This window comes from Achromobacter sp. FW305-C-28, from assembly GCF_058783235.1.
Genome location: NZ_JBYSYL010000002.1, coordinates 573,783 through 595,598, shown reverse-complemented (window position 1 = coordinate 595,598; position 21,816 = coordinate 573,783). Strand labels below are relative to the sequence as shown.

Sequence of the window (21,816 nt, the reverse complement as noted above, 5' to 3'; positions counted from 1 at the left end):
ATCATGGCCGCCATGAGACTCCAACCGATCATCGTCCCCGGATGGAAAAACTCCGGACCCGAACACTGGCAATCGCGCTGGGCCGCCCTGCTGCCTCACGCGCAGCGGGTGCAGCAGCGCGACTGGGAAAACCCCGTCAGCGCGGAATGGATTTCCACCCTGGCCGCCCAAGTGGACAACGCCCGCAGCCCGGTGCTGCTGATCGCCCACAGCCTGGGCTGCCTGATCAGCGCGGCGCTGCCGGTGCCGCTGCGCGCCAAGGTCGCCGGCGCCCTCCTGGTGGCGCCCGCCGACGTCGAGCGGCCCGATGCGCCCGAATGCCTGCGCGGCTTTGCGCCGGTGCCGCGGCAGTCACTGCCCTTTCAGAGCGTGGTGGTGGCCAGCGACAACGATCCCTATTGTCGACTCGAACGCGCACGTCGTTTCGCCGAAGACTGGGGCAGCCGCGTCGTCGTGATTCCCGGCGCCGGCCACCTCAATGCCGACAGCGGCCTGCAAGACTGGCCGCAAGGGCTCAAGCTGTTCGGCGCGCTGCGCCGGCGCGCCTCGTGGCGCGTATCGCCACCGCCCGAACGCATCGCACCCATTCTTGACCGGCCCTTGTCGCATCAGGCCTGAGGGGCCGCCTTCCGTTCATTTCGCGCAACCCGCCCCCGTCCGCGATGCGGGCAACGGCGTATCGCCGCTCGTGTTCCCGGCATGCTGGCGGATCTTGTCCGCCAACTCGGCCGTGGGCTTCTCATACCCATAGCAGTACGGCGGCGTGGGCGCGGCCTCGGGGCGATAGTCCTGCAACACGGGTTTGGCATCCCCCAGGTACAGATTGTCTTTCAGGCGCAGGAATGCCTTGAAGTCCCGCGTGTAGCCGTGCTGGGCCTTGCGTTCCTGGTAGGCGCCCTCGTCCGATGCACCGTTGTCCAGCGCGCTGCGCTTGGCGGCCGTCGGAATGTAGCGGCAGTAGTTCACCTTCACGCCTTCCACCGTGGGAAAGAATTCCGGCTCCACGCATTGGCGCTTCGCGTCATTATTGAAGATGTTGCCTTCCACCAGCGCCTTGGCTTCCAGGCTGAAACTCATGCCGTAGAAATCCCAGTTCTCCAGCAGGTTGTTGAACAGGTGGAACGTGCCGAACTGCCCTCGCGGATTGCGCTGCACGGTGTTGAAGAAATAGTTGTGGTGCAGCGTCACGCGGGCGATGGAATCGCGTTCGTAATTGGCGAACAGGTCCTTGGACGTGATGTTGTTGAGCAGCATGACCTTGTTCGAATTATGGAACTTCGTCCACGAAATCGTGACGTCGGTGGACCCGTTCTTCACGTTGAGCAGCCGGTCTGACATGCGCGACAGATCCATGTGGTCCACCCACACGTCGCGGCTGTCGTTGGCGATGTTCACGGCCTGGGTCAGGCGGTTCAGGCGGCCATCGATGGTCAGGTGCGTCAGGATGACGTTCTTGCTGCCATAGACGCCCAGCCCGTCGTCGATCAGGGCCACGTGCTTGCCGCGGCCGTCGATCGTGGTGTTGGATGGCACGCGCAGCTGCGAATCCAGCACGATCGTCATGTCGGAAGCAAAACGGATCCAGGTGGGTCCCTTCTTGGCCTGCGCCAATGCGGCGCGCAGCGTGCCCGGACCGGAATCCTGGTCGGACGTGACCTCGATGAAGCGGCCGCCCAGGCCGCCCGTGGCGTTGGCGCCGTAGCCTTCGCGCTGCTGCAGCAGCGCCGAGACGAAAGCGCAGCGCGCATCCGGGCTGGCGCAGGATTCATTGGCGGCGGCCGCGCCGCCATAAAGCATGCCCAAGGCGGGCACCCAGCACAACACACGTAGCAGCCTGCGATAGATCGGCCCATTCGTTGCTGATTTCATGACATGCACTCCTTAACGCTGCGCGGACCGATCCGCGGACTGTACGTGGCGCCAGATGCCGCCGCTCAGGCGCAGGCTCTCCGGCGGACCGGCCAGATGCGCCCTGAGATGCTTGAAATATGCCGCTTGCCACCGGCGCCCATAGGTGTCGGCGTCTTCGCCCGGCTCGACCGCAGGCAGCATTTCCAGCGTGTAGGCCACGTGGCCGTCTTCCCAGCGCGGCACGTAGAACACCGATGGCACGCCCTGGCGATGCGCCAGATGGGCCGCGAAGCTGGAATAGGTCACCGACTGCCCTTCGAAGTCGGTGCGCGGCGCGGCGGGGTTGGCGGCGCCATCCACGGCCAGGCACAGCACATTGCCCGATCCCAGCGCGCGCATGCAGGCCTTGGCGACCTGCGCTTCGGTCTGGTCGGCGGTGGAAATCAGGGCGGCGGCATAGCTGCTCTGGGCGATGCTGGGCGCGGTCGCCAGCCAGCGCGACGGAATGCCCAGCAGTTCCAGCGCCATCAGGCCGGCATACATGGGGCCCACGTGCGCGGTAGCCACCACCACGCCCCGGCCGGCCGCCAACAGCGGTGCGAAGAAGCGCTCCCCGGTGTCCAGTTCGCCCAGCACCTGCATGGCTTGCTCGACACTGTCTTCGCGGCATTCGAGCCAATCGAACAGCAGGTGGTCCACCAGATGGCCCCAGCGTGCGCGCCGCTCCCATTGCACGCGGTCGGCCGTGGCGTCGCCGCGCAGCGACCAGGCCCAATCCAGCCGGGCCTGCGGGATCGGCGCCGAATCCAGCTTCTGGTCCAGTTCATCCAGGGCTTGCTGGAACGTGGGCGGCAGCTTCTGGCCGCGTTGCGCGACATAGCGCTCGAACAGGGCTTCGGCTTCCGGTTTGCGGCCCGCTTGCGACAGCGCGCCGATGGCGGCGCGTTGCCAGAGCGTCTTGTCGGGGGACTTCTCGACCAGGCGCAGCAGCTGGTCGGCGGCTTCCTGGTATTGCAGCGTGTAGCGCAGCGCCCGGGCGTACAGGCCCTGGGTCTGCTCCAGGTCCGGCGCCAGGTCGATGGCCTGGCGCAGCGGCGCCACGGCGTCCTTGTAGCGGCCGGCGCGCAGCAAGGTCTCGCCGTACAGCGTCAAGAGCCGCACATCGGCGGGCGCGGCCTGCAAGCCCGCCTCGAAGTGAGCCAGCGCATGCGTCTTGCGGTCGTCTTCGGTGGCCCGGCGCAGGTGCGCCAGGCCCAGCGAGGCGCGCAGCGCCGGGGCATCGTGACCGGCCGCCAGCGCCGCATTGCCCAGCAGAATCGCCGCCTCGGCCCGGTCGTCGTCCAGCAGCGCGCGCACGGCCACCGTGGCCACGCGCGCGTTCGGCAGGTCCTCGGCCTGCAAGGCCGCGGCAATGTCCGCAGCCGCCGCGGTGTCACTGTTGCGCGAATAGGCCAGCATCCACCAATGCGCATCGCCGGGGTCGGCCAGCGCCAAAGCGTGGGTCTGGCGCGCGACCTCGGCGGCCTGCGGAATCTGCCCGGCCTGCACGCGCAGCTGTATCCGCACCGCCTGCAGCGCCGCGGAGTCGGGCGCGATGGCGGCGGCGGCGTCCGCCTGGGCAATGGCGCGGTCCCATTGCTGGGTACGGCCCAGCAGGCTGGCGAGCATGCGGCGGTCGTCGGTGCGGGCGGGATAGGCCTGGACCAGCGTTTCCAGCACGGCGATCGCCCGTTCCAGGCGACCGGCCCGAACCAGCGGCGACACCAGCAGGCGGCGCGCGTCGCGCCAGCCGTCTTCGACCCGCGCCAGCGCCGGCCCAAGCGCGGCCAGGGCCGGCGCCGCGTCATCCGCCTGCAGGACCTGCTCGATGACCTCCCGCAGGTGGCCGGTGGCCTCGCCCGCGGCGGTGCGGGCTTTGGCAGCCGGCGCGGGGCGTTCTATCGTCGTATCAACCATGGCGCAATCCTCGTAGCAAGGCCATCGCCGCGCGCAGGACGAACATGAGCACGAAGCCCAGCGCCAGCGCCTGCAGCAGCAGCACCGATGTGCGCGGGCTGCTGGGCCGGTCGGTGGACACCGGCTGGGCGATGATGGACAGATAACGCTGCAAGCGCAGGGCGTCGGTCACGGCCTGCTGGTACGACTGCTGCGCCAGCGTCAGGTTCGAATCCGCGAAAGCCTGCGTATTGCGCAGCGCCTCGTACGATTTCAGCTGCTTGGCTTCCGTGTTGCCATCGCCGCTCAAGCGCTGGCGCACGCTGGCAAGCCGCTTCTTCAAGGCCACGACCTGCATTTCGGCAGGCTTGAGCATGAAGTGGTCTTTGTTGTCGAGCGCACGGATCTTGTCCAGGTTGATCTGGGCGCTGCTCAGTTCCCCTTCCAGCTGGCTGGACAGGTTCAGCAGCATGGCCACCGTGGCCGTCGGGTCGATATTGCCGTGCGTGGTCCGCCACGACGTCAAGGCTTCGCGGGCGCCCAGCGCCTTCTGTTCGGCCTGCCTGACCGATTCCTCGCTGACCTTCAGCTTGTCGGCCACGCCCTTCTCGTTCATGGTGCTGACGAACTCTTCCGCCAGGCCGATCAAGGCCTTGGACAGCGTTTCGGCGTCTTCGGGCGAATAGGCCCGCACGCGCAGCACGTCGATCTGCTCCAGCGCGTTGAACGACACCTGCACCGAGGCGCGGTAGGCGCGATAGAGATCGTCCTCGCTCGAATCCTCGGACAGATGGTTGGCCGGGTCCATGCCCGCGTTCAACAGGTAATGGCGCAGGCCGACCTTCTTGTCCAGCTGCCGCATGCAGTCGCGCGATTTCAGGAAATCACTGACCGCCCAGCCATCGACGAAGCCGCCGAGCATGCCGCCCGAATTGCCCGTGGTAAGCAGGCTGGCCGCCATGGCGCCACCGCCCTGCTGGCCCGACCCGGACTGCACGAAGAAGCGCGATTCCGCTTCATAGCGCGGCGTGGCGATCCACAACACGTAGGCCAGGGCCAGGGCCACCGGGGCGATGACGATGAAGACGTTGACCCAACGACGGCGGCGGCGCTCGGCCAGCGCCGCCTGCCGCTCGCGCCGCCGGCGTTCGATCTCGGAGCCGCTCTCAGAACCCGAGCTGTCCCTCATCGAAGCCGCCGAGGACGTCGTCGCCTGTTCCTGAGTCGCTTCGTGATCGTCGCGGAGGGAACTTCTGGATGCACTGGTCGAGGTCGTCTTCGATGCGGAGTGCGCTTCGTTCATAAATCAGGCCCTTGAGGCAATAGTCCGCCAACTGATTCTGGCGGTAACTGGAAAGAATGAGCGTCCTGCCGATCAGCCGTTCTTCGAACAGCGCCAGCCAGAGACGGGTGAAACGGCAGGGCTCGAAGGGAATGGCCCCTTCGATCACGTAGACGTCGAACGCCGGCGCCAGGGCCAGCGCAAACGAAAACTCCTGCCGCGCAAACAGCGGCCAATGCTCCATCGGCCGGGAGAGGACCTTGGGATCGGTGATCAGGTCCGCCACCAGTTCGTACGTGGCGTCGGCATCGAGCTCGTACATCTGGCTGACCAGTTCGATCATGCTCACGCCGCTGGCCTTGCCGCGGATGAAGCCCTGCCGCCCGATCGCCCAGGACACGTTGCCGTCGTGGTGGACGAAGCCCTGGCGCGGCGGCCGCAGGCCGCACAGCAGATCGATGATCTGCCGATGCAGCTCCGGCGCGGGCGACAGCAAGGCATAGCGGCCGACGGGAATGTCCAGATGCGCCTGGGCCAGCAGCGCCTGCCGGCTGCCGAAAGCCTTGGGATCGTCCGTCACGCCATTGAGATGAATCATCGTCGTTCCTCACATGGGCTGGATGTTCGGGCGGGCCAGCCGTTCTGCTGCCAGCGCCACCACCATCAGGAACACCAGGCTGGTCAGGAAGTAGCCCAGGCTGGCGTCCTGCGACGTATAGGCGTCGAAGTAGGCAGAACGCAGCAACTGCATGCCATGCGCGAACGGCAGCCACAGCATCCAGGGCCGCAGGTTCTCGGGCAACTGTTCCGACACGAAGAACACGCCCGAGAAAATCTGCAGGAAGCGCTCGATCACCGGCGCCAGCCGCAGGAAGAAGTGCCAGTAGGTCGCGATCGCGCCGAACAACAGGCCCATCGCCGCCGCGCAACATGCCATCAGCACCACGAACAGCAGGAAACCCGGCCAGCTCTTGGGCAGCGTGATGAGGTCCAGCGCATGGCCGGCGGTGATCAGCACGACGAACACCACCATGTATACCGACACATACAGCAGCGCCTGCACCAGCGCGCACATCAAGGGCGACACCCCCTGGAAGTTCAGGAGGCCGCGCGCCGAGACATAGGCCGTGCTGCTGCGAAAGATGATCTGCCGAAACATGATCCAGGTGGTCGCGCCCAGCAGCGAGAACGTCTGCACGTCCATCCCCAGGATGTAGTGCGTGCCCATCAGGATGTACAGCGACGAAATCAACGTCAGCAGCACCACCGGCCCCACCAGCGCCCACAGCAACGCGATCCGGCTTTCGCCGTGCATCACGTTCAGCTGGTAGACGAACAGCGCCAGCAGTGTGCGCCCGCCCGGCCAGCCGCGGCCGATGATGCGCGGATGATGGCCCGCATGCAGTCCGCGCAGGCGGTCCTGCAGGATCGCCAGGTCACCGGCCTCGCCCGGGGGCAGCTCCATTTCCAGCGCGATGTCGTTGCGCGAAGCATGACGCCGCGCATCGCGCGCCTCGTCCTGCTTGCGCCGCTGCTCGCGCCGCGCCTGGGCATCGGCCAGGCGCTGGTCTTCGGCCACCAGCCGGGCGGGCATGTAGCCGGGCGCGAACACCTCGATGCCCGCGCGGATGTCCTGTTCCAGCAGCCGCACGATGATGCGCAGGCGCCGCCGGGAAAAATCCGCCAGCGCCTCGTCGACTTTGCCGCGCTCGATCTCGGCGTCCAGCTCGGCCTGCACGGCCTCGTAGACCGCCCGCCGGGCGGCTACGGAGTCATGCGGCTCGCCCTGCAGGCGCGCCAGCAAGGGCTTGAGCAGGACAGCCGGCTCAGCCTTGGCCTCGAACAGCTTGGCGGGGTCCAGGCGCCAGGCATCGACGCCTGAACCCACCGCGTAGCTGCTGTCTTTCTTGCGCGCGCGCCATCCTTTGATCCGATCCTCGTTACTCATCGACGCACTACTGGCTGACGCCGGTCGAAGAGCCGCCGGAATTCGAATCGATGGCCCGGGTGGCGCTGAAGCCGGCGCTCATGGTCACGCGGAACGCGGACAGCACCTTCTGCACCTGCGTGAACGGAGCATCGGAAATATAGATAGCCTGCCCTTCCCGCACCGTGAATTCGCGGGCCAGCGCCACCTGTTCCGGACGCGTCAGGTCAAACTGGTACACCACCGGCAGCAGGTCCGGCTTGCCCTCCGCACCCGCTTGCGCGGGCGTGAACAGGAACACCGAACGCGGGTCCGCCGTCTGGTCGTCCAGGCCCTTGGAATCGGCCAGGGCGTCCAGCACGCTGTAATTGCGCTTGCTGATGGCCACGCGGCCCTGGTTGCCCGCCGCGCCCAGCACCGTCAGGAATTCGCGCGATTCGTACGCGGTGATGACGTCGCCCGAACGCAGCAGGATGTCGTTGTTCTGGTTGCGGTAGATGTCCGACAGGCGCACCGAGGCCACCTGGTTGTCGCGCCGCAGGCTGACGACAAGCTGCTCGGGATTGGTCTGCACCGGCGCGGCCTGCGCCAGCGCGCTGCTCAGCCGCTGCGACGTTTGCGTGATGGGATACATGCCCGGCTTGGTCAGGTTGCCCTGCACCGTCACCATCTGCCCGCGCGCGTCGGCCGCACGCGTCACGCTGACGTCGGCGCCGGCCACCAGCCGGCTCAGGCGGGCCACGATGGCGTCATGCAGCTGCCCCAGCGTCTTGCCGCCGGCCTGGAACTTGCCCAGGATGGGAAAGGACACATTGCCGTTGCGGTCCAGTTCCTGGTTGCCCAGGTCACTCACGCCGGACGGGTCCGCGGCGAACACGCCCAGTCCGCCGCGTTCCCAGACCTTGACGTTGATGCCGTCGCCCGGCACCAGGCTGTCGAAACCGGCCTCGGTCAGGTCGCGGTAGCGCACGGGAAAATCGGACACGTCCGGCACCCGGCTCTCGCGCGCAAGTTCGCGCGAGGCGGGCATCACGATGACGTCCTTGGCGTCATGCGCGCCGGTCATCTCGGCCAGCATGGGCCCGGAACGCGGCAATTGGCAGCCGCTCAGTGTCAGGATGGTAATCAGCAGCAAGGCCGGCGCCGCAAAGCGGCGCGGGCCCGCGACCGGGACGTTCATTTGCATAACTTCCTTTTTTTCAGAACGAGGGTCAACCGGGCGGCCGATCAGGGATCAGGCTTGCATCAGACGCATCGGCGGCAGTTCCATGCACTCGTCGTTGTCCGACACCGCCATGACCGGCATGCACAGGCTCAGGAACTTGGCCAGCATGGCCTCCAGCGAGAACAGGGTTTGCGCCCGGTGACGGCTTTGCGCTTTCAGGCTTTCGTCGGCGCGCACGCGGTCCACGATGGATACGACCTTGTCGCAGGCTTCGTGCAGGTCCGGATGCTCGACATCGCCCAGCAGGTGCCCCGTCTGGTCTTCCTCGAAGCACTCCCCTGCCCCGCCGGCCGGCGTCGAGACGACGGGCACGCCCAGCAATTGCGCCTCGATCAGCACGTTGGGCAGGCCCTCGTAGCGCGACAGCAGGACCTTGGCATCCATCTGCGAATACCAGTAGCCCACGTGGTTCGACAGGCCGACGAGCAGCAGCCGGTCCATCACGCACAGCTCTTCGGCCAGCGCCACGATGTTGTCGTGCAGCCGGCCATCGCCGACGATGACAAAGCGCGCCTGCGGCCGCTGTTTCAGGTAAAGCGCGGCCAGCTTGATCCACAGCTGCGGCCGTTTGTCCGGTTCCAGGCGGAACACACCGCCGATGGTTTCCGTGGCGTCGGCCGTGCTGGCCTGGAAGGCCTGCCACTTTTCCTGGTCCGTCGTCGCGGCATCGGTGGCCAGGTCCGGGACGCCGTTGTACAGCACGTGAAAGCGCACGATGGGAATGCCGAGCCATTCAGCGTAGGCTTCGGCGGCCTTGCGGCTGTTGCTGACGAAATGCACGCCGGGCACCTGGGCCAGGGCCTGGTACAGCTCGGGATACTCTTCGCGGAAGCGGTCCTTGCGGATGTTCGGCGGCAGGCCGCGGAACACCAGGTGGATGGTCGGCGCGCCGGCCAGCAGGGCCGCCAGGGCGCCGAACAGGCACGTGCCGTCCTGCCACAGGCTCACCACGTCGAAGGTGCTGGCGCGCAACACCGGTGCCAGCCGCGTCACGCCGTAGTGCACCGGCGGGGGCAATTGCTCCAGCAGGCGGGTGAGGCTGCCGTCCGGCACCGACTGGTGGGCCACCGAGATCGCGGGCAGCTTGTTGATTTCCGTGACCGGAATCTGCGCCTTGACCAGCACGGACAGGAAGAAATCCAGGCCTTGTTTCTTGGTCGAGCCGGCCGGCTCGGTGTGCTGCTTGACCAGCACTTCGACCTTCTCCGGCTTCATCGGCACATCGACGGGACGCGGGTTGGGCGCATCCGCCATGCGGGCCAGCTCGCCGGCCAGCCGTGTCAGCTGCCGCTCGGCGCCGCCCGGGCCCAGGCTGCCCGTCACCAGGGCCACCGACACCGGCTTGTCGGGCGAGTATTCCGGAATCTGCCGGTTGCGGAAATGCAGGATGGCGTGCTTCATCGACACGATCCGGATGTCCTTGCCGGCCAGGGCTGCCTCGGGCTCCAGGCGCTGGTAGAAGGCGTAGTCGCTGGCCAGGCCGTTGGCCAGTTCCGCGGCCTTGCTGCCCGGCGCCAGGTGCTTGGCCACGGGCGAGATGACGTCAAAGGCGTCTGCCAGCAGGCCCCGCTTGCGCAGGCGCTTGGCGAACTCGACCCGGATGTTGCGGTCCGTGTGCTGCAGGATCAGCCGGCGAAACAGGTCGTCCGACTGCTCGTACGCGCGGATGTCGTTCAGCAGCTTGGCGCGGGCGAACAGCCGGGCCGGGCTTTCGGCGGACGCGGGCAGGTGCCGGTCCACCAGGGCCAGCGCGTCCTCGACGTGGCGTTCCTTGACCAGGCGGGTCGCGCGGTAGCGCACGATTTCCAGGTCATCGGGGCATTCGCGCAGCAGCGTGGCCCACTGTTCGGACATGCCCTCGTTCAGGCCCCCCGCCTCTTTCAGCCGAAGCAGCAGGAAACGGACCTTGGGATCGGCCATGTGGCCGCGCGCCAGCGCTTGGGCGGCGGCCAGGTTGTCCTGCGCGACCTGGACCCGACCCGATGCCGCGACGATTTCTTCCAGCCGGGCCTGGACCTGCTGCAATTCGGAATCGGCGTTCTCGCGCTCGGAGATCAGTGGCGGATTCATGCGGCCTTCCTGCGGTTGGCCTTGTCGATCCACACCAGGCAGCGCTGGATGTAGTGATCGTACTGGGCCGGGTTGTCGGAACGTTCCTGCAGGGCGCGCCAGTAAGGCAGGGCCTGTTCGAAGCGGTGCAGGCGCATGGCGCCGACAGCGGCCAGGCGCAGGCCGATGGGATCGTCGGCCACCAACTGCAGGATCCGTTCACCCAACGCCAGGCGCTCGGTCGTGCTGGACGAATCCAGCCCGCGCGCTTCGGCATACATGACGGCCAGGATGCGGCGCTTTTCGTGGTCGACTTCCGCCATGCCCGGCCAAGACTGCGCTACGCGTTCCAGCAGGGTCCAGGCGGCCTTGGGATCGCCGGCCGACAGGATTTCCCGGGCGCCGCGGATGGCGCGGGGGCCGAGCCTGCCCAGCTGACGTTCGGCTTCTTCCTTGGCGCTCTGGTCGGCCGAGGCATGGGCCAGCACCATCTTGTAGGCGTCGATGGCCTCGCCGAACCAGCCGCCGTTGAACGCCACGCGGGCAAAGTGCAGCTGCGTGCTGAACGGCGCGGACTCGTTGGCGGCCGCCTGCTCCAGGTGCCGCATGGCGGTCTTCTTGTCGCCCAGCGCGTCGGCCGCGCGGCCCCGCATGGCGTGCAGTTCGGGGAAGTCGACCTGGGTATCGAGCGCGATGTCGGTCAGGTCGATCACTTCCTTGTGGTTGCCCGCCACCAGCGCGGCCCGCACGCCCAGGCGCATCGCACGCTCGAAGGCGCGCTGCGCCCGCACGCCGGACAGGGCATCGGGATTGAGCAGGCGATGCGCGCAGATGCGCTCGGCGGCATCGCGCAGGCGGCCTTCTTCCAGCGCCTGTGCGCCCTCTTCGGCCCAGGCCGCGGACTGCGCGGCCAGCCATGCCGAAATATCTTCCTGCTGGGCATCGGCCAGCTTGCACGACACGGCCAGCGCGGCGGCGGCCATGATGCAACCGCGCCACGTGGCTTCCTTGACCAGCTCCAGCGCCTCGACTTCCTTGAGCGCGGGCGACTCGAACGCCAAGGCGCGCAGCCCCGCGCGGTCGCCGGCGATCAGGCGGTCGCGCCACAGCGTGGCGAAACTGCGGCCGTGCGCGGGAATGGCCTCGCGCACTTCATGGACCCAGCGCAAGGTGGCGTCCATGTCGCTGCCGGCCTGCAGCAGCGACAGCACGGTGTCGGCCGCTTCCGTGGCGGTGGCGTCTTGCGGCGAAGAAATGCGGAACAGCTGCTTCCAGTTGCCCAGGGCTTCGTCCACGAAACCCAGGTGGCCGGCGGAAATGGCCGCGATGCGCACGATTTCCGGGGTCTCGATTTCGTCGCCCAGCAGGCCGGCGGCCAACGAGTGCGCCACGTCGTGGCGACCCATCTTGAAGTGGTTGCGCATCAGGATCTGCTCGGCCTTGCTGCCGGTGGCCAGCGTGCCGTCCGCGCTACCCAGCAGCGCCAGCGAGCCTTCGTAGTCGCCCAGTTCTTCCTGGATGCGTGCGAACAGCAGCGTGTGGTCGGGCAGGCCCGGGTGGCGGCGCAGCACGTCGCGCAGGCGGCGCGAGGCTTCGCGCAGGTCGCCCGAATCCCAGATCTTCTCGATGCGCTCGGCGCTTTCGTCGGCGCTCAGCTTGGGCACCGACGGCTGCGGCGTCGAGGCGCTCATGCGCGGACGCACGAAGGTCTTGTACCACTCGGTGTACAGGCGCTCGGCGAACAGCGGCGTGTAGTGCGTCAGGTCCAGCCCGCCATCTTCCATGGCGTCGGCCTGGCCGATCTTGTTCATCAGCGGCGTCGGGTCATAGCACGGCACGCCGATGCGCTGCGCGCTGGCCGTCACCGCGGATATCAGCTGCGCGCGCTGTTCGATCGGCACGTTGTCCGGCGTCATCGCATTGACGTGCGTGACGAACACGACCTTGTCGCGCCCCAGCAGGTCGACCAGCTCGTGCATCTGCTGTTCGATCTCTTCGTCCGTCTGCTCGCGCTTGACGATGCGGGCCAGCAGTTCGCGGTTGTCCGGCGACAGGTTCTTGAAGACGGGGTCCCGGTCCAGCCATTCGCGCCGCTCGGCCAGCCGTTCTTCGGTGGCCTGGGACCAGAACGCGCGGGTCCGCGTGCGGTCGGCGAAGAATTCGCTGAAAAAACGCACCAGGTAGTTGGACTGGATGGGGTGGGCGCCAATGGTCAACAGCTTGCGCGAGGACAGCTCGACCATGTACAGGTCGGCCGGCTTGTGCACGCCACGGCGGGCCTGCTCGCCATTGGACGGTCGGAAGATCAGGCGCTGCACGTCGGCGGGAATCTCGGTCTGGCCGAACATGAAGCGGGCTTGCTGCAGCGCCTCGGCGCTGGTGTGCACGAAACCGTAATTGCGCCCGAGTTGTTGCTTGATCGGGTAGCGTCCCACGGCATCGCGCAGCGGCGTGTGGATGCGGCAGGTGCCTATCGGAGCGATGGTAAAGGCGGTCATTCCGGGCCTCTCCTGTGTTGATGGGTTACGCAAAAGCTGGACTCAGAGCGTCCAGTACACGAGGCCGGGCTGAAGCCGGCGGCTGTCCAGCACAGATTTCAAGTCGCACACCATGCCGTCGGCCTTGACCAGCTGCGGCAGGTCTTCCCAGATGGTGTCCATGGTTTCGCGATGCGGCACCGCCAGGATCAGCACGTCCATGTCGCGGAACTGGTCGCGATCAACCAGGCTGATGCCGTATTCATGCTGCATCTGCTCGGCATCGACCATCGGGTCGCAGGCCACCGGCGTGATGCCGTAGTCGCCCAGGGCGCGATACAGGTCGACGACCTTCGAATTGCGGATGTCCGGCACGTTTTCCTTGAACGTCATGCCCAGGATGCCGACCCGGGTCGAGGCGTTCAGGCGGCCATTGCGGGCCAGCGTCTGCACCACGCGCGAGGCCACGTGGCTGGCCATGCCGTCGTTGATCCGGCGGCCCGACAGGATGACTTCGGGGTGGTAGCCCAGCTCCTGCGCCTTGGACGTCAGGTAGTACGGGTCCACGCCGATGCAGTGGCCACCGACCAGGCCGGGGGTGAACTTCAGGAAATTCCACTTGGTGCCGGCGGCGGCCAGCACTTCCGAGGTGCGGATGCCGACCAGCCCGCAGATCTTCGACATCTCGTTCATCAGCGCGATGTTGATGTCGCGCTGGGTGTTTTCCAGCACCTTGGCCGCTTCGGCCACCTTGATCGACGAGGCGCGATGCACGCCCGCGTCGATGATCTGCTCGTAGACGCCGGCAATGGTTTCCAGCGATTCCTCATCCTGGCCGGACACGATCTTGACGATCTTCTCCAGCGGATGCTCGCGGTCGCCCGGATTGATGCGTTCGGGGCTGTAACCCAGCTTGAAATCGACGCCACAGCGCAGGCCCGAGACTTTTTCGAGTTCCGGCCCGCAGATTTCCTCGGTGGCGCCGGGATGCACGGTGGACTCGAAGACCACGATGCAGCCAGGGCGCAGCACCGGGCCGATCGAACGGCAAGCGCGCACCAGCAGGGAAAAATCGGGATTGTTCTTCTCGTCGACGGGCGTCGGCACGGCAACGACGAAAAAGTCGCAGCCTTCCAGTTCGGAGACCTGATCCGTGAACTGCATGGGGGAAGCCAGCAATGCATCGCGTTCGATTTCGCCCGTCCAGTCCTCTCCCTGCTTCAGGCTGGTGATCCGCCGCTTGTCCACATCAAAGCCGACGACATCAAAACGCCTGGAAAATGCCACGGCCACGGGCAGGCCGACATATCCAAGACCGCACACTGCGATTCTCTTTACCACGGGGGACCTCACTGTTTTCGTCGTGTCGAGTACATAAAAAGACCGACCCCCAGGAACCGATTAATCGATATGGAATCGAATGACTATTCCCTGCCCGGGGTGGACGCGTTGCTCAGAATTAATTACATCTCGATACCCCGTTATACGTGTGGGGAACGAGCCAACGAATGGTAGGCCGGTCAGACAGCGAATTTCTTTCTAAAGGTTTTCATCGCTGTGGAAATAAATCGGAAATATTGCAATAAACCGGGGGAAATCCCTCAGACAATCGCTTTATCCGTACAAATTGAAATAGATTAGATCGTTTGTTTTGTTAGCAAATATATAAAGTCGTTTTCTTATCTTGATTTAATAAAACCGCAAGGAATGAGTATGAAACGCGGGGTTATCTGTGAATACCCAGGAGGCAAAGCCCATATTGCAACTTCAAGTCACCGATCGCGTCGGAATTACTGAAAAATATCGTCCCAGGGGTGTATCAGGAAAAATCCAGACCTATTGACCGTTTATCCCCGGCGCGGCAGGGTGAATGGCGCGCGCGAGGAACCGTCCCGGCGCGCCCATGAAAAAGCCCCCGGCACCTTGCGGCGCCGGGGGCTTTGTTCGTCGTCGGCGCCGGTCAGGGCGCCACTGGGATCACTGCAGCAGGCTGCGCAGCATCCAGGCGTTCTTTTCGTGCACGTCCAGGCGCTGCGTGAGCAGGTCGGCCGTGGGCTGGTCGTTGGCGGCATCGGCCTTCTCGAACGCCGAACGGGCGGTCTTAGCGACCGACTCGTTGGCGCTGACCAAGAGGCGCACCATTTCCAGGGCTTCCGGCACGGACTCCGGCTCGGCGATGGACGACAGCTTGGAATATTCGCGGTAGGTGCCCGGCGCGTAGTGGCCCAGGGCGCGGATACGTTCGGCGATGCTGTCCAGGGCGTTCCACTCTTCGGTGTACTGCGTCATGAACATCAGGTGCAGCGTGTTGAACATGGGGCCCGTGACGTTCCAGTGGAAGTTGTGCGTCATCAGGTACAGCGTGTACGAATCGGCCAGCAGCTTGGACAATTCGCCGGCCACCGCGGCCCGGTCCTTGTCCGAGATACCGATGTTGATGCGCGGTGCGCTGGTGGAGGTTTTCTTGGAGGTCTTTGCCATTGCTAGCTCCCTGAGGGGTGGGTGGACAAAACTAGGATAACACCGCGAAACCTGCGATTTCGCGGCAAAAACGCATGCCAATCAACGACTTGGCGATCGCTTGACCGAACGCAAACAACGCCCGGATCAATCCTGCACCGCCGCCGTTTCGTCGGACAGCATCCGCACGCCCGGCAGCTCGCATTCGTACACGGCCTGCGCCAGCGCCTCGATCGCCGCCAGGCGCGGAAAGCTGCGGCGCCAGGCCAGCACCACGCGGCGCTCGGGCACGTGGCCTTCGAACGGCAGATAGCGCAGCAGGCTGTTCGACGGCGGCGGCTGCGGTACGGCGGTCACGGGCAACACGGTCACGCCGATGCCGGCCGCCACCATGTGGCGGATGGTTTCGAGGGACGAGCCTTCGAAGGTGCGCTGGATGCCGTCGCTGGCCGCCGAAAAGCGCGACAGCTCGGGGCACACTTCCAGGACCTGGTCGCGAAAGCAATGGCCGCTGCCCAGCAGCAGCATGGTCTGCTGCTTGAGGTCCTGCGCGTCGATGGAGGTGCGTTGCGCCAGTTCGTGGTCTTGCGGCACGGCCACCACGAAGGGCTCGTCGTACAGGGGCTGCATCACCAGCCCGGCTTCCGGCAGCGGCAACGCCATGATGGCGCAATCGATCTCGCCCTGACGCAACAGCTCGACCAGTCGCACGGTGAAGTTTTCCTGCAGCAGCAGCGGCATCTGCGGCGTGCGGCCGATCTGCACTGGCACCAGGCGCGGCAGCAGGTAGGGTCCGATGGTGTGGATCACGCCCACCCGCAACGGCCCGGCCAGCGGATCATGCCCCTGGCGCGCGATTTCCTTGATGCTGGCGCTTTCTTCCAGCACTTTCTGGGCCTGGGCCACGATGCGCTGTCCGATGGGCGTCACGCCCACTTCCGCGCCGCCGCGTTCGAACAGCGTCACGCCCAGTTCGTCCTCGAGCTTGCGGATCGCCACCGACAGCGTGGGCTGGCTGACGAAACAGGCCTCGGCCGCCCGGCCGAAATGCCGCTCGCGGGCCACCGCAACGATGTATTTGAGTTCGGTCAGAGTCATGGTGGACTACGCCCCCAGGGGTTGGGCGCCGGCCCGGCGGGCGGCGCTGGAAAATGGGAAGGTCATGGTGGCTGCGGCCGTCATGTGCGCAGGAAGTCTTCCCTGCCCCGCATCCAGCGGGCCAGGTGCGCCTCGACAGCAGCGGGATGTTCGGCGCGCAGCCAGACCGCGGCATCGCGCGCGTCTTCGGCAATGGCGGCGTCGGTTTCCAGGTCGGCAAAGCGCAACAGCGCCATACCCGACTGGCGCGTGCCCAGGAATTCGCCGGGGCCGCGCTGCTCCAGGTCGCGACGCGCGATTTCAAAGCCGTCGGACGTCTCGAACATCGCGCGCAGGCGTTCGCGCGCCACCTGCGACAGCGGCGTCTGGTAGAGCAGCACGCAGACCGATTCGGCCGTGCCGCGCCCCACCCGCCCGCGCAGCTGATGCAGCTGCGCCAGGCCGAAACGTTCGGCGTGTTCGATGACCATCAGCGAGGCGTTGGGCACGTCGACCCCCACCTCGATTACGGTGGTGGCCACCAGCAGATCGACCTCGCCTTCGCGGAAGGCCTGCATCACCGCCGCCTTTTCGGCCTGCGGCAGGCGGCCGTGCACCAGGCCGATGCGCAGGTCAGGCAGGTCGACCCGCATGCCCTCGTAGGTGTCCACGGCGGTCTGCAGTTCAAGGGCCTCGCTTTCCTCGACCAGCGGGCAGACCCAATAGGCCTGCTGCCCGCCGCGCGCGGCCTGGGCGATGTGCGCGATGACTTCCTCGCGCCGCGCCTCGGACACCAGCTTGGTCAGCACCGGCGTGCGGCCCGGCGGCAGTTCATCGATGACCGACACGTCCAGGTCGGCGAAAAAGGTCATGGCCAGCGTGCGCGGAATGGGCGTGGCGCTCATGTTGAGCTGATGCGGCACGATGCGGCCGCGCACGGTTTCGCCCTTGCGGGTCAGCGCCAGGCGCTGGCCCACGCCAAAGCGGTGCTGCTCATCGACGATGGACAGCCCCAGGCGATGGAATTCGACATGGTCCTGGATCAGGGCCTGGGTGCCCACCACCAGCTGCACGCTGCCGTCGGCCGCGGCGGCCGCGGCCTCGCGGCGCGCCTTGGCGGTCAGGCTGCCGCTCAACCAGGCCACGTTCACGCCCAGCGGCTGCAGCCAAGACACCAGCTTGCGGAAATGCTGTTCGGCCAGGATTTCGGTGGGCGCCATCAGCGCCACCTGCGCGCCCCCGGCAATGGCCTGGGCCGCGGCAATGGCCGCCACCACCGTCTTGCCGCTGCCGACGTCGCCCTGCAACAGGCGGTGCATGGGGTAGGACTTGGCCAGGTCGGCGGAAATCTCGGCCACCACCCGCTGCTGCGCGCCGGTCAGCTTGAACGGCAGCGTCTGGTACAGCCGGTCGACCAGGCCGCCGGCCTCGTTGCGCACGGGCAGCGCCTCGGCCTCTTTGACGCGGCGTGCGGCGCGGGCCGCCGCCAGCGACAGCTGCTGGGCGAGCAATTCGTCGAACTTGATGCGGCGCCAGGCCGGATGCACGCGTTCGAGCAGCGCCGATTCGGACTCGCCCTGCGCTGGCGTGTGCAGGGCGCGGATCGCAGGCTCGAACGGCGGCAGGTCATAACGCGCCAACGCCTCGGGCGGCAGCGTGTCGGACAGGTCGGCGCGGTCCAGCGCCTGGGCGATGGCGCGCCTCAGCGTCAGTTGCGGCAGGCCTTCGGTGGTGGGATAGACGGGGGTCAGCGCCGTGGGCAGGGGCGCGTCGGCGTTGGTCATGCGCGGGTGCACCATCTGGCGCCCGAACAGGCCGCCGCGGACTTCGCCGCGCGCGCGCAGCCGCTTGCCCACGCTGACTTGCTTTTGCTGGCTGGGGTAGAAATTCAGCCAGCGCAATTGGAGTTCGCCGCTGTCGTCCACCAAGGTGGCGGTGAGCTGGCGCCGAGGCCGGTACAGGACCTCGGATTTGGTGATCTCGCCTTCGACCTGGCCGGGAAAGCCGGGCCGCAGGTCGCTGATCGGCACGATGCGGGTTTCGTCCTCGTAGCGCAGCGGCAGGTGCAGCACGAAGTCCTCGGGCAGCACCAGCCCCAGGTTACGCAGCTTGCGCTCCGTATCCGTCATGGCTTTGCCGGCGCCTTTGGGTTCGGCGCCGGATCGCCTGGTTGCCACGGCCGCGGCCGGCATATGGGATGAAACCCCTGGCAAATCGCGCGTGGTCTGGCCTTACAGGACCAGGATCGCTTCGACCTCGAACTGCGCGCCCTTGGGCAGGCTGGCCACGCCGACGGTCGAGCGCGCCGGGAACGGCTGCGGAATCAGCTCGGCCATGATGGCGTTGGCGGCGGTGAACTTGCCCAGGTCGGTCAGGAACAGGGTCAGCTTGACCACGTCGTTCAGCGTGCCGCCGGCAGCGGCCACCACGGCTTCCATGTTGGCGAACGCCTGGCGCACCTGGGCGTCGAAGTTCTCGGAGACCAGGTCGCCCGTGCCGGGCTCAAGGCCAATCTGGCCCGACAGGTACACAGTCTTGGTGCCGGTTGCGGCAACCGCTTGCGAGTAAGGGCCGACGGCGGCGGGCGCGGCGTCGGTATGGATGATTTGCTTGCTCATGGGCGGAATCCTTGGGTGACGGATAGAAGCTACAACTATCGGATTTTAATCGGCAATAGGGTTTTGCGAAACCCCGGAACCTTCCATCTTACCCAACCTTCGGTGCGCCGCCGATGTCCGCGCGACTGGCCCACAGCAAGTCATAGAGCGCCTGCGCGGCGAGCGGCAGGCTGCGACCCTGGCGCCACACCAGATAAAGCGGACGCAACAGCGCCTTGCCCGCGAGCGGCACGACAGAGAGGTCTGCGCCGCCGAAATGGAACAGGGTCATCGCCGGCACCACCGCCACGCCCAGGCCGGCTCGCACCAGCCCCGTGACGGTGGCCAGGTGCTCGACCTCGAACACCGGCGGCGGTGCGTCCGCACCGAAGGCGGCGTCCAGGTGCTTGCGCACGCTGCTGCCGCGCGCCAGCTGGATCACCGGATGTTTGGCAATATCGCGCAGCCGCACCCGGGCCGCCCCGGCCAGCGGGTGATCGGCGCGGCACACCAGGAAGTAGCGGTCGGCGTGCAGGAATTCGCTGTCCAGGTCGCTCATGTCCGGGCGTCGCGAGGCCACCGCGAAATCCACCTGGCCGTCGCGCACCATGTCCAGGCACGGGTCGAGCAAGGCATCGCGCAGGTCCACGGCAATGCCGGGATGCTGCGCCCGAAACTGCGCCAGCAGTTGCGGCAGCCAGCCCGCCGCCAGCGACGGCAAGGCGGCCAGCGCCACGCGACCGCGGCGCCGAGCGGCGTGGTCGCGCAGGTCTTCCATGACCAGGTCCATGTCGGCCAGCAGGCGCCGCGCCGACGCGTCCAGCACCCGCCCTTCTGCCGTCAGTTCCACGTTGCGGGTGTTGCGGTCGAACAGGCGCAAGCCGGCGCTGTCTTCCAGCTGCCGGATCAGGGCGCTGAAGGCCGGCTGGGTCAGGTGGCAGCGCTGGGCGGCGCGGGTGAAGTGCTTTTCGTCGGCCAGGGCCACGAACGCGCGCAATTGGCGGGCAGACAGATTCATGGCTTTTATTTATGAATTGATCCGATATTTCTATTTTACTGATGATCGAGCGCTGCCTATAGTGGGGTCCGGTTTTCCCTGCACGTCGAGCTTGCCTGCCCGCCGCGCCTTGCCTGGACCCAATATGCCTTCCAATCCCCTGCTCATCGGCTGCGCTTCGGGCTTTTCCGGCGACCGCAGCGACGGCGCCGCCGCCGTGGTGCGCACGCTGGCCGCCCGGGGCGGCGGCACGCTGATCTTCGAAACGCTGGCCGAGCGCACGCTGGCGCTGGCCCAACTGGCCCGCAACCAGGACCCGCAGCGCGGCTACGAGCCGCTGCTGGACGACCTGGTCGCCCCCGTGCTGGCCGACTGCCTGCGCCATGACATCAACATCGTCAGCAACTTCGGGGCTGCCAATCCCGTGGCCGCCGCACGCCGCATCGCCGAACTGGCCGCCCGCCAAGGCCTGCCCGCCCCGCGTATCGCCGTGATCCACGGCGACGCCCTGGAATCGCCCGCGCAGCGCGACCTGCTGCGCCAGCGGCTGGGTGCTGCGCTGGACGGCGTCGACGTGGTCAGCGCCACCGCCTATCTGGGCGCCACCGAGATCGCCCAGGCCCTGGCCGCGGGCGCGCAGATTGTCGTGGCCGGCCGGGTAGCCGACCCGTCCTTGACGCTGGGCCCGGCGTTGGCCCACTTCGGTTGGGACCTGGCCGACTGGCCGCGCCTGGGCCGTGCCACCATGGCCGGCCACATGCTGGAATGCGGCCTGCAGGTCACCGGCGGCTACTTCTGCGTGCCGGGCTTAAAGGAGGTGCCCGACGTGCACGCGGCGGGCTTTCCCATCGCCGAGATCCAGGCCGACGGCGAATTCGTCATCGGCAAGGCGGACGCCACCGGCGGCGCGGTGGATGCGCGCACGGTCAAGGAACAGCTGCTGTACGAAGTGCATGACCCGGCCCGCTACCTGACGCCCGACGTCGTGGCCGACCTGTCCCAGGCCCAGGTGCAGGACCTGGGCGGCAACCGCGTGGCCGTGCGTGGCATCACCGGCCATGCGCGGCCCGACGAATTGAAGGTCAACGTCTGCTATCACGGCGGCTGGCTGGCCGAGGCCGAGATTTCCTATGCAGGCGTGCAGGCCGAAGCGCGCGCCCGGCTGGCCGCCGACATCGTGCAAAAGCGCCTGGGATCGGCCCTGCGTCTGCGCGCCGACCTGATCGGCGCCATCAGCATCCTGGACGATGACGCCGGCGCGTTGCGCGGCGCGCAAGCCGACGGCCATGGCCGCGACGTGCGCCTGCGCATGGCCGGCGAACATGCCGACCGCGCGGTGGCCGAACGCGTGCTGCGCGAAGTGACCGCGCTGTACACCTGCGGCCCGGCCGGCGGCGGCGGCGTGCGCACCGCGCTGCGCCCGCGCCTGAACATGGTGTCCTGCACCATCCCCCGCGACGCCGTGCACAGCGGCTGGCGCTTCCTGGAAGAAATCGCGCAATGAACCCTGCCACCGCATCCGGGGCGGCCGCGCCCCAAGCCGAATCCCCCGTGGCCGTACCCCTGTACCGCCTGGGCCACAGCCGCTCCGGCGACAAAGGCGACATCTCCAATCTGAGCCTCATCGCCTGGGACCCCGAGGGCTACGCCGTGCTGGCCGAGCAGGTGACCGAGGCCCGCGTGGCCGCCTGGTTTGCCTACCGCCACCCGGTGCGCGTCACCCGTTACCTCTTGCCCACCCTGCACGCGATGAACTTCGTGCTGGAAGGCGTGCTGGACGGCGGCGTCAACGACGCCCTGAACCTGGACGCCCACGGCAAGAGCCTGTCTTTCCGCTTGCTGGACATGACGGTCCTGGTCAGCCCCGCGCTGGCCGACCTGCTGCCCGACATCCCGGGCGACCGCCCAGCCCCCGCCTGACCCTTACGCCCCACCCCAT

Annotated in this window: 17 protein-coding genes; 3 read left to right on the top strand and 14 right to left on the bottom strand. The window is 67.0% G+C overall.

The annotated features are described in order from the left end of the window. Positions 1-12 precede the first annotated feature (12 nt). Entirely contained in the window at positions 13-618 is a 606-nt protein-coding gene (locus AC3WMR_RS07695) for an RBBP9/YdeN family alpha/beta hydrolase (RefSeq protein WP_492263451.1), read from the top strand. Positions 619-633: 15 nt separating this feature from the next. Here the strand turns inward: AC3WMR_RS07695 and AC3WMR_RS07690 are convergent, their stop codons facing one another. The 14 genes from AC3WMR_RS07690 to AC3WMR_RS07625 all read right to left on the bottom strand — a co-directional run bounded on the left by AC3WMR_RS07690 (position 634) and on the right by AC3WMR_RS07625 (position 19,898). Continuing rightward, positions 634-1,869 (bottom strand): pectate lyase family protein, encoded by a 1,236-nt coding sequence (locus AC3WMR_RS07690; protein ID WP_492263450.1) that lies wholly within the window; start codon positions 1,867-1,869, stop codon positions 634-636. Positions 1,870-1,881: 12 nt separating this feature from the next. Then, complete coding sequence (locus AC3WMR_RS07685; RefSeq protein WP_492263449.1) at positions 1,882-3,807, bottom strand: Vi polysaccharide transport protein VexE; 1,926 nt, start codon at positions 3,805-3,807, stop codon at positions 1,882-1,884. Then, positions 3,800-4,831: a KpsE/RkpR family capsule polysaccharide export protein gene (locus AC3WMR_RS07680; protein ID WP_175193584.1), complete on the bottom strand. Its 1,032-nt coding sequence runs from the start codon at positions 4,829-4,831 to the stop codon at positions 3,800-3,802. The genes AC3WMR_RS07685 and AC3WMR_RS07680 overlap by 8 nt, the downstream gene beginning before the upstream one ends. A 121-nt stretch (positions 4,832-4,952) precedes the next feature. Continuing rightward, on the bottom strand, positions 4,953-5,666 hold the full coding sequence (locus AC3WMR_RS07675; protein ID WP_492263448.1) for a P-loop NTPase family protein: 714 nt from the start codon (positions 5,664-5,666) through the stop codon (positions 4,953-4,955). 9 nt (positions 5,667-5,675) lie between these two features. Beyond that, complete coding sequence (locus AC3WMR_RS07670) at positions 5,676-7,016, bottom strand: ABC transporter permease (protein WP_492263447.1); 1,341 nt, start codon at positions 7,014-7,016, stop codon at positions 5,676-5,678. A gap of 7 nt (positions 7,017-7,023) precedes the next feature. Continuing rightward, positions 7,024-8,181, bottom strand: coding sequence for a polysaccharide biosynthesis/export family protein (locus AC3WMR_RS07665; RefSeq protein ID WP_492263446.1), 1,158 nt, complete (start codon positions 8,179-8,181; stop codon positions 7,024-7,026). Positions 8,182-8,229: 48 nt separating this feature from the next. Next, positions 8,230-10,290 carry a glycosyltransferase gene (locus AC3WMR_RS07660; RefSeq protein WP_492263445.1) on the bottom strand — a complete coding sequence of 687 codons (2,061 nt, stop codon included), beginning with the start codon at positions 10,288-10,290 and terminating at the stop codon, positions 8,230-8,232. After that, positions 10,287-12,767, bottom strand: coding sequence for a hypothetical protein (locus tag AC3WMR_RS07655; protein ID WP_492263444.1), 2,481 nt, complete (start codon positions 12,765-12,767; stop codon positions 10,287-10,289). The genes AC3WMR_RS07660 and AC3WMR_RS07655 overlap by 4 nt, the downstream gene beginning before the upstream one ends. Positions 12,768-12,809: 42 nt before the next feature. Beyond that, on the bottom strand, positions 12,810-14,069 hold the full coding sequence (locus AC3WMR_RS07650) for a nucleotide sugar dehydrogenase (protein WP_492263443.1): 1,260 nt from the start codon (positions 14,067-14,069) through the stop codon (positions 12,810-12,812). Positions 14,070-14,723: 654 nt separating this feature from the next. Continuing rightward, the gene (locus AC3WMR_RS07645) at positions 14,724-15,227 is read right to left on the bottom strand and encodes a Dps family protein (RefSeq protein ID WP_025140842.1); all 504 of its coding nucleotides are present in this window, start codon (positions 15,225-15,227) and stop codon (positions 14,724-14,726) included. Positions 15,228-15,353: 126 nt separating this feature from the next. Continuing rightward, positions 15,354-16,304: a LysR substrate-binding domain-containing protein gene (locus tag AC3WMR_RS07640; protein ID WP_025140843.1), complete on the bottom strand. Its 951-nt coding sequence runs from the start codon at positions 16,302-16,304 to the stop codon at positions 15,354-15,356. Positions 16,305-16,384: 80 nt separating this feature from the next. Next, positions 16,385-18,475, bottom strand: a complete 2,091-nt coding sequence (gene recG / locus AC3WMR_RS07635) for an ATP-dependent DNA helicase RecG (RefSeq protein ID WP_492263442.1) — start codon at positions 18,473-18,475, stop codon at positions 16,385-16,387. A gap of 39 nt (positions 18,476-18,514) precedes the next feature. Continuing rightward, a complete protein-coding gene (locus tag AC3WMR_RS07630) occupies positions 18,515-18,901 on the bottom strand; it encodes a Rid family detoxifying hydrolase (protein WP_025140845.1) in 387 nt (128 codons plus the stop codon). Between the two features lie 88 nt (positions 18,902-18,989). Next, a complete protein-coding gene (locus AC3WMR_RS07625) occupies positions 18,990-19,898 on the bottom strand; it encodes a LysR family transcriptional regulator (protein ID WP_492263441.1) in 909 nt (302 codons plus the stop codon). Between the two features lie 124 nt (positions 19,899-20,022). Between AC3WMR_RS07625 and AC3WMR_RS07620 the strand changes: the two genes are divergently transcribed. Continuing rightward, positions 20,023-21,381 carry an acyclic terpene utilization AtuA family protein gene (locus AC3WMR_RS07620; protein ID WP_492263440.1) on the top strand — a complete coding sequence of 453 codons (1,359 nt, stop codon included), beginning with the start codon at positions 20,023-20,025 and terminating at the stop codon, positions 21,379-21,381. Beyond that, positions 21,378-21,797: an AtuA-related protein gene (locus AC3WMR_RS07615; RefSeq protein ID WP_492263439.1), complete on the top strand. Its 420-nt coding sequence runs from the start codon at positions 21,378-21,380 to the stop codon at positions 21,795-21,797. Before AC3WMR_RS07620 ends, AC3WMR_RS07615 begins: the two co-directional genes overlap by 4 nt. Positions 21,798-21,816: the final 19 nt, after the last annotated feature.

Excerpts from the sequence above, each read along its gene's own strand:
- AC3WMR_RS07645 (WP_025140842.1), bottom strand. The coding sequence starts at position 15,227 with ATGGCAAAGACCTCCAAGAAAACCTCCACCAGCGCACCGCGCATCAAC.
- recG (WP_492263442.1), bottom strand. The coding sequence starts at position 18,475 with ATGCCGGCCGCGGCCGTGGCAACCAGGCGATCCGGCGCCGAACCCAAA.
- AC3WMR_RS07690 (WP_492263450.1), bottom strand. The coding sequence starts at position 1,869 with ATGAAATCAGCAACGAATGGGCCGATCTATCGCAGGCTGCTACGTGTG.
- AC3WMR_RS07665 (WP_492263446.1), bottom strand. The coding sequence starts at position 8,181 with ATGCAAATGAACGTCCCGGTCGCGGGCCCGCGCCGCTTTGCGGCGCCG.
- AC3WMR_RS07670 (WP_492263447.1), bottom strand. The coding sequence starts at position 7,016 with ATGAGTAACGAGGATCGGATCAAAGGATGGCGCGCGCGCAAGAAAGAC.
- AC3WMR_RS07630 (WP_025140845.1), bottom strand. The coding sequence starts at position 18,901 with ATGAGCAAGCAAATCATCCATACCGACGCCGCGCCCGCCGCCGTCGGC.
- AC3WMR_RS07640 (WP_025140843.1), bottom strand. The coding sequence starts at position 16,304 with ATGACTCTGACCGAACTCAAATACATCGTTGCGGTGGCCCGCGAGCGG.
- AC3WMR_RS07660 (WP_492263445.1), bottom strand. The coding sequence starts at position 10,290 with ATGAATCCGCCACTGATCTCCGAGCGCGAGAACGCCGATTCCGAATTG.
- AC3WMR_RS07615 (WP_492263439.1), top strand. The coding sequence starts at position 21,378 with ATGAACCCTGCCACCGCATCCGGGGCGGCCGCGCCCCAAGCCGAATCC.
- AC3WMR_RS07685 (WP_492263449.1), bottom strand. The coding sequence starts at position 3,807 with ATGGTTGATACGACGATAGAACGCCCCGCGCCGGCTGCCAAAGCCCGC.
- AC3WMR_RS07675 (WP_492263448.1), bottom strand. The coding sequence starts at position 5,666 with ATGATTCATCTCAATGGCGTGACGGACGATCCCAAGGCTTTCGGCAGC.
- AC3WMR_RS07625 (WP_492263441.1), bottom strand. The coding sequence starts at position 19,898 with ATGAATCTGTCTGCCCGCCAATTGCGCGCGTTCGTGGCCCTGGCCGAC.
- AC3WMR_RS07695 (WP_492263451.1), top strand. The coding sequence starts at position 13 with ATGAGACTCCAACCGATCATCGTCCCCGGATGGAAAAACTCCGGACCC.
- AC3WMR_RS07655 (WP_492263444.1), bottom strand. The coding sequence starts at position 12,767 with ATGACCGCCTTTACCATCGCTCCGATAGGCACCTGCCGCATCCACACG.
- AC3WMR_RS07620 (WP_492263440.1), top strand. The coding sequence starts at position 20,023 with ATGCCTTCCAATCCCCTGCTCATCGGCTGCGCTTCGGGCTTTTCCGGC.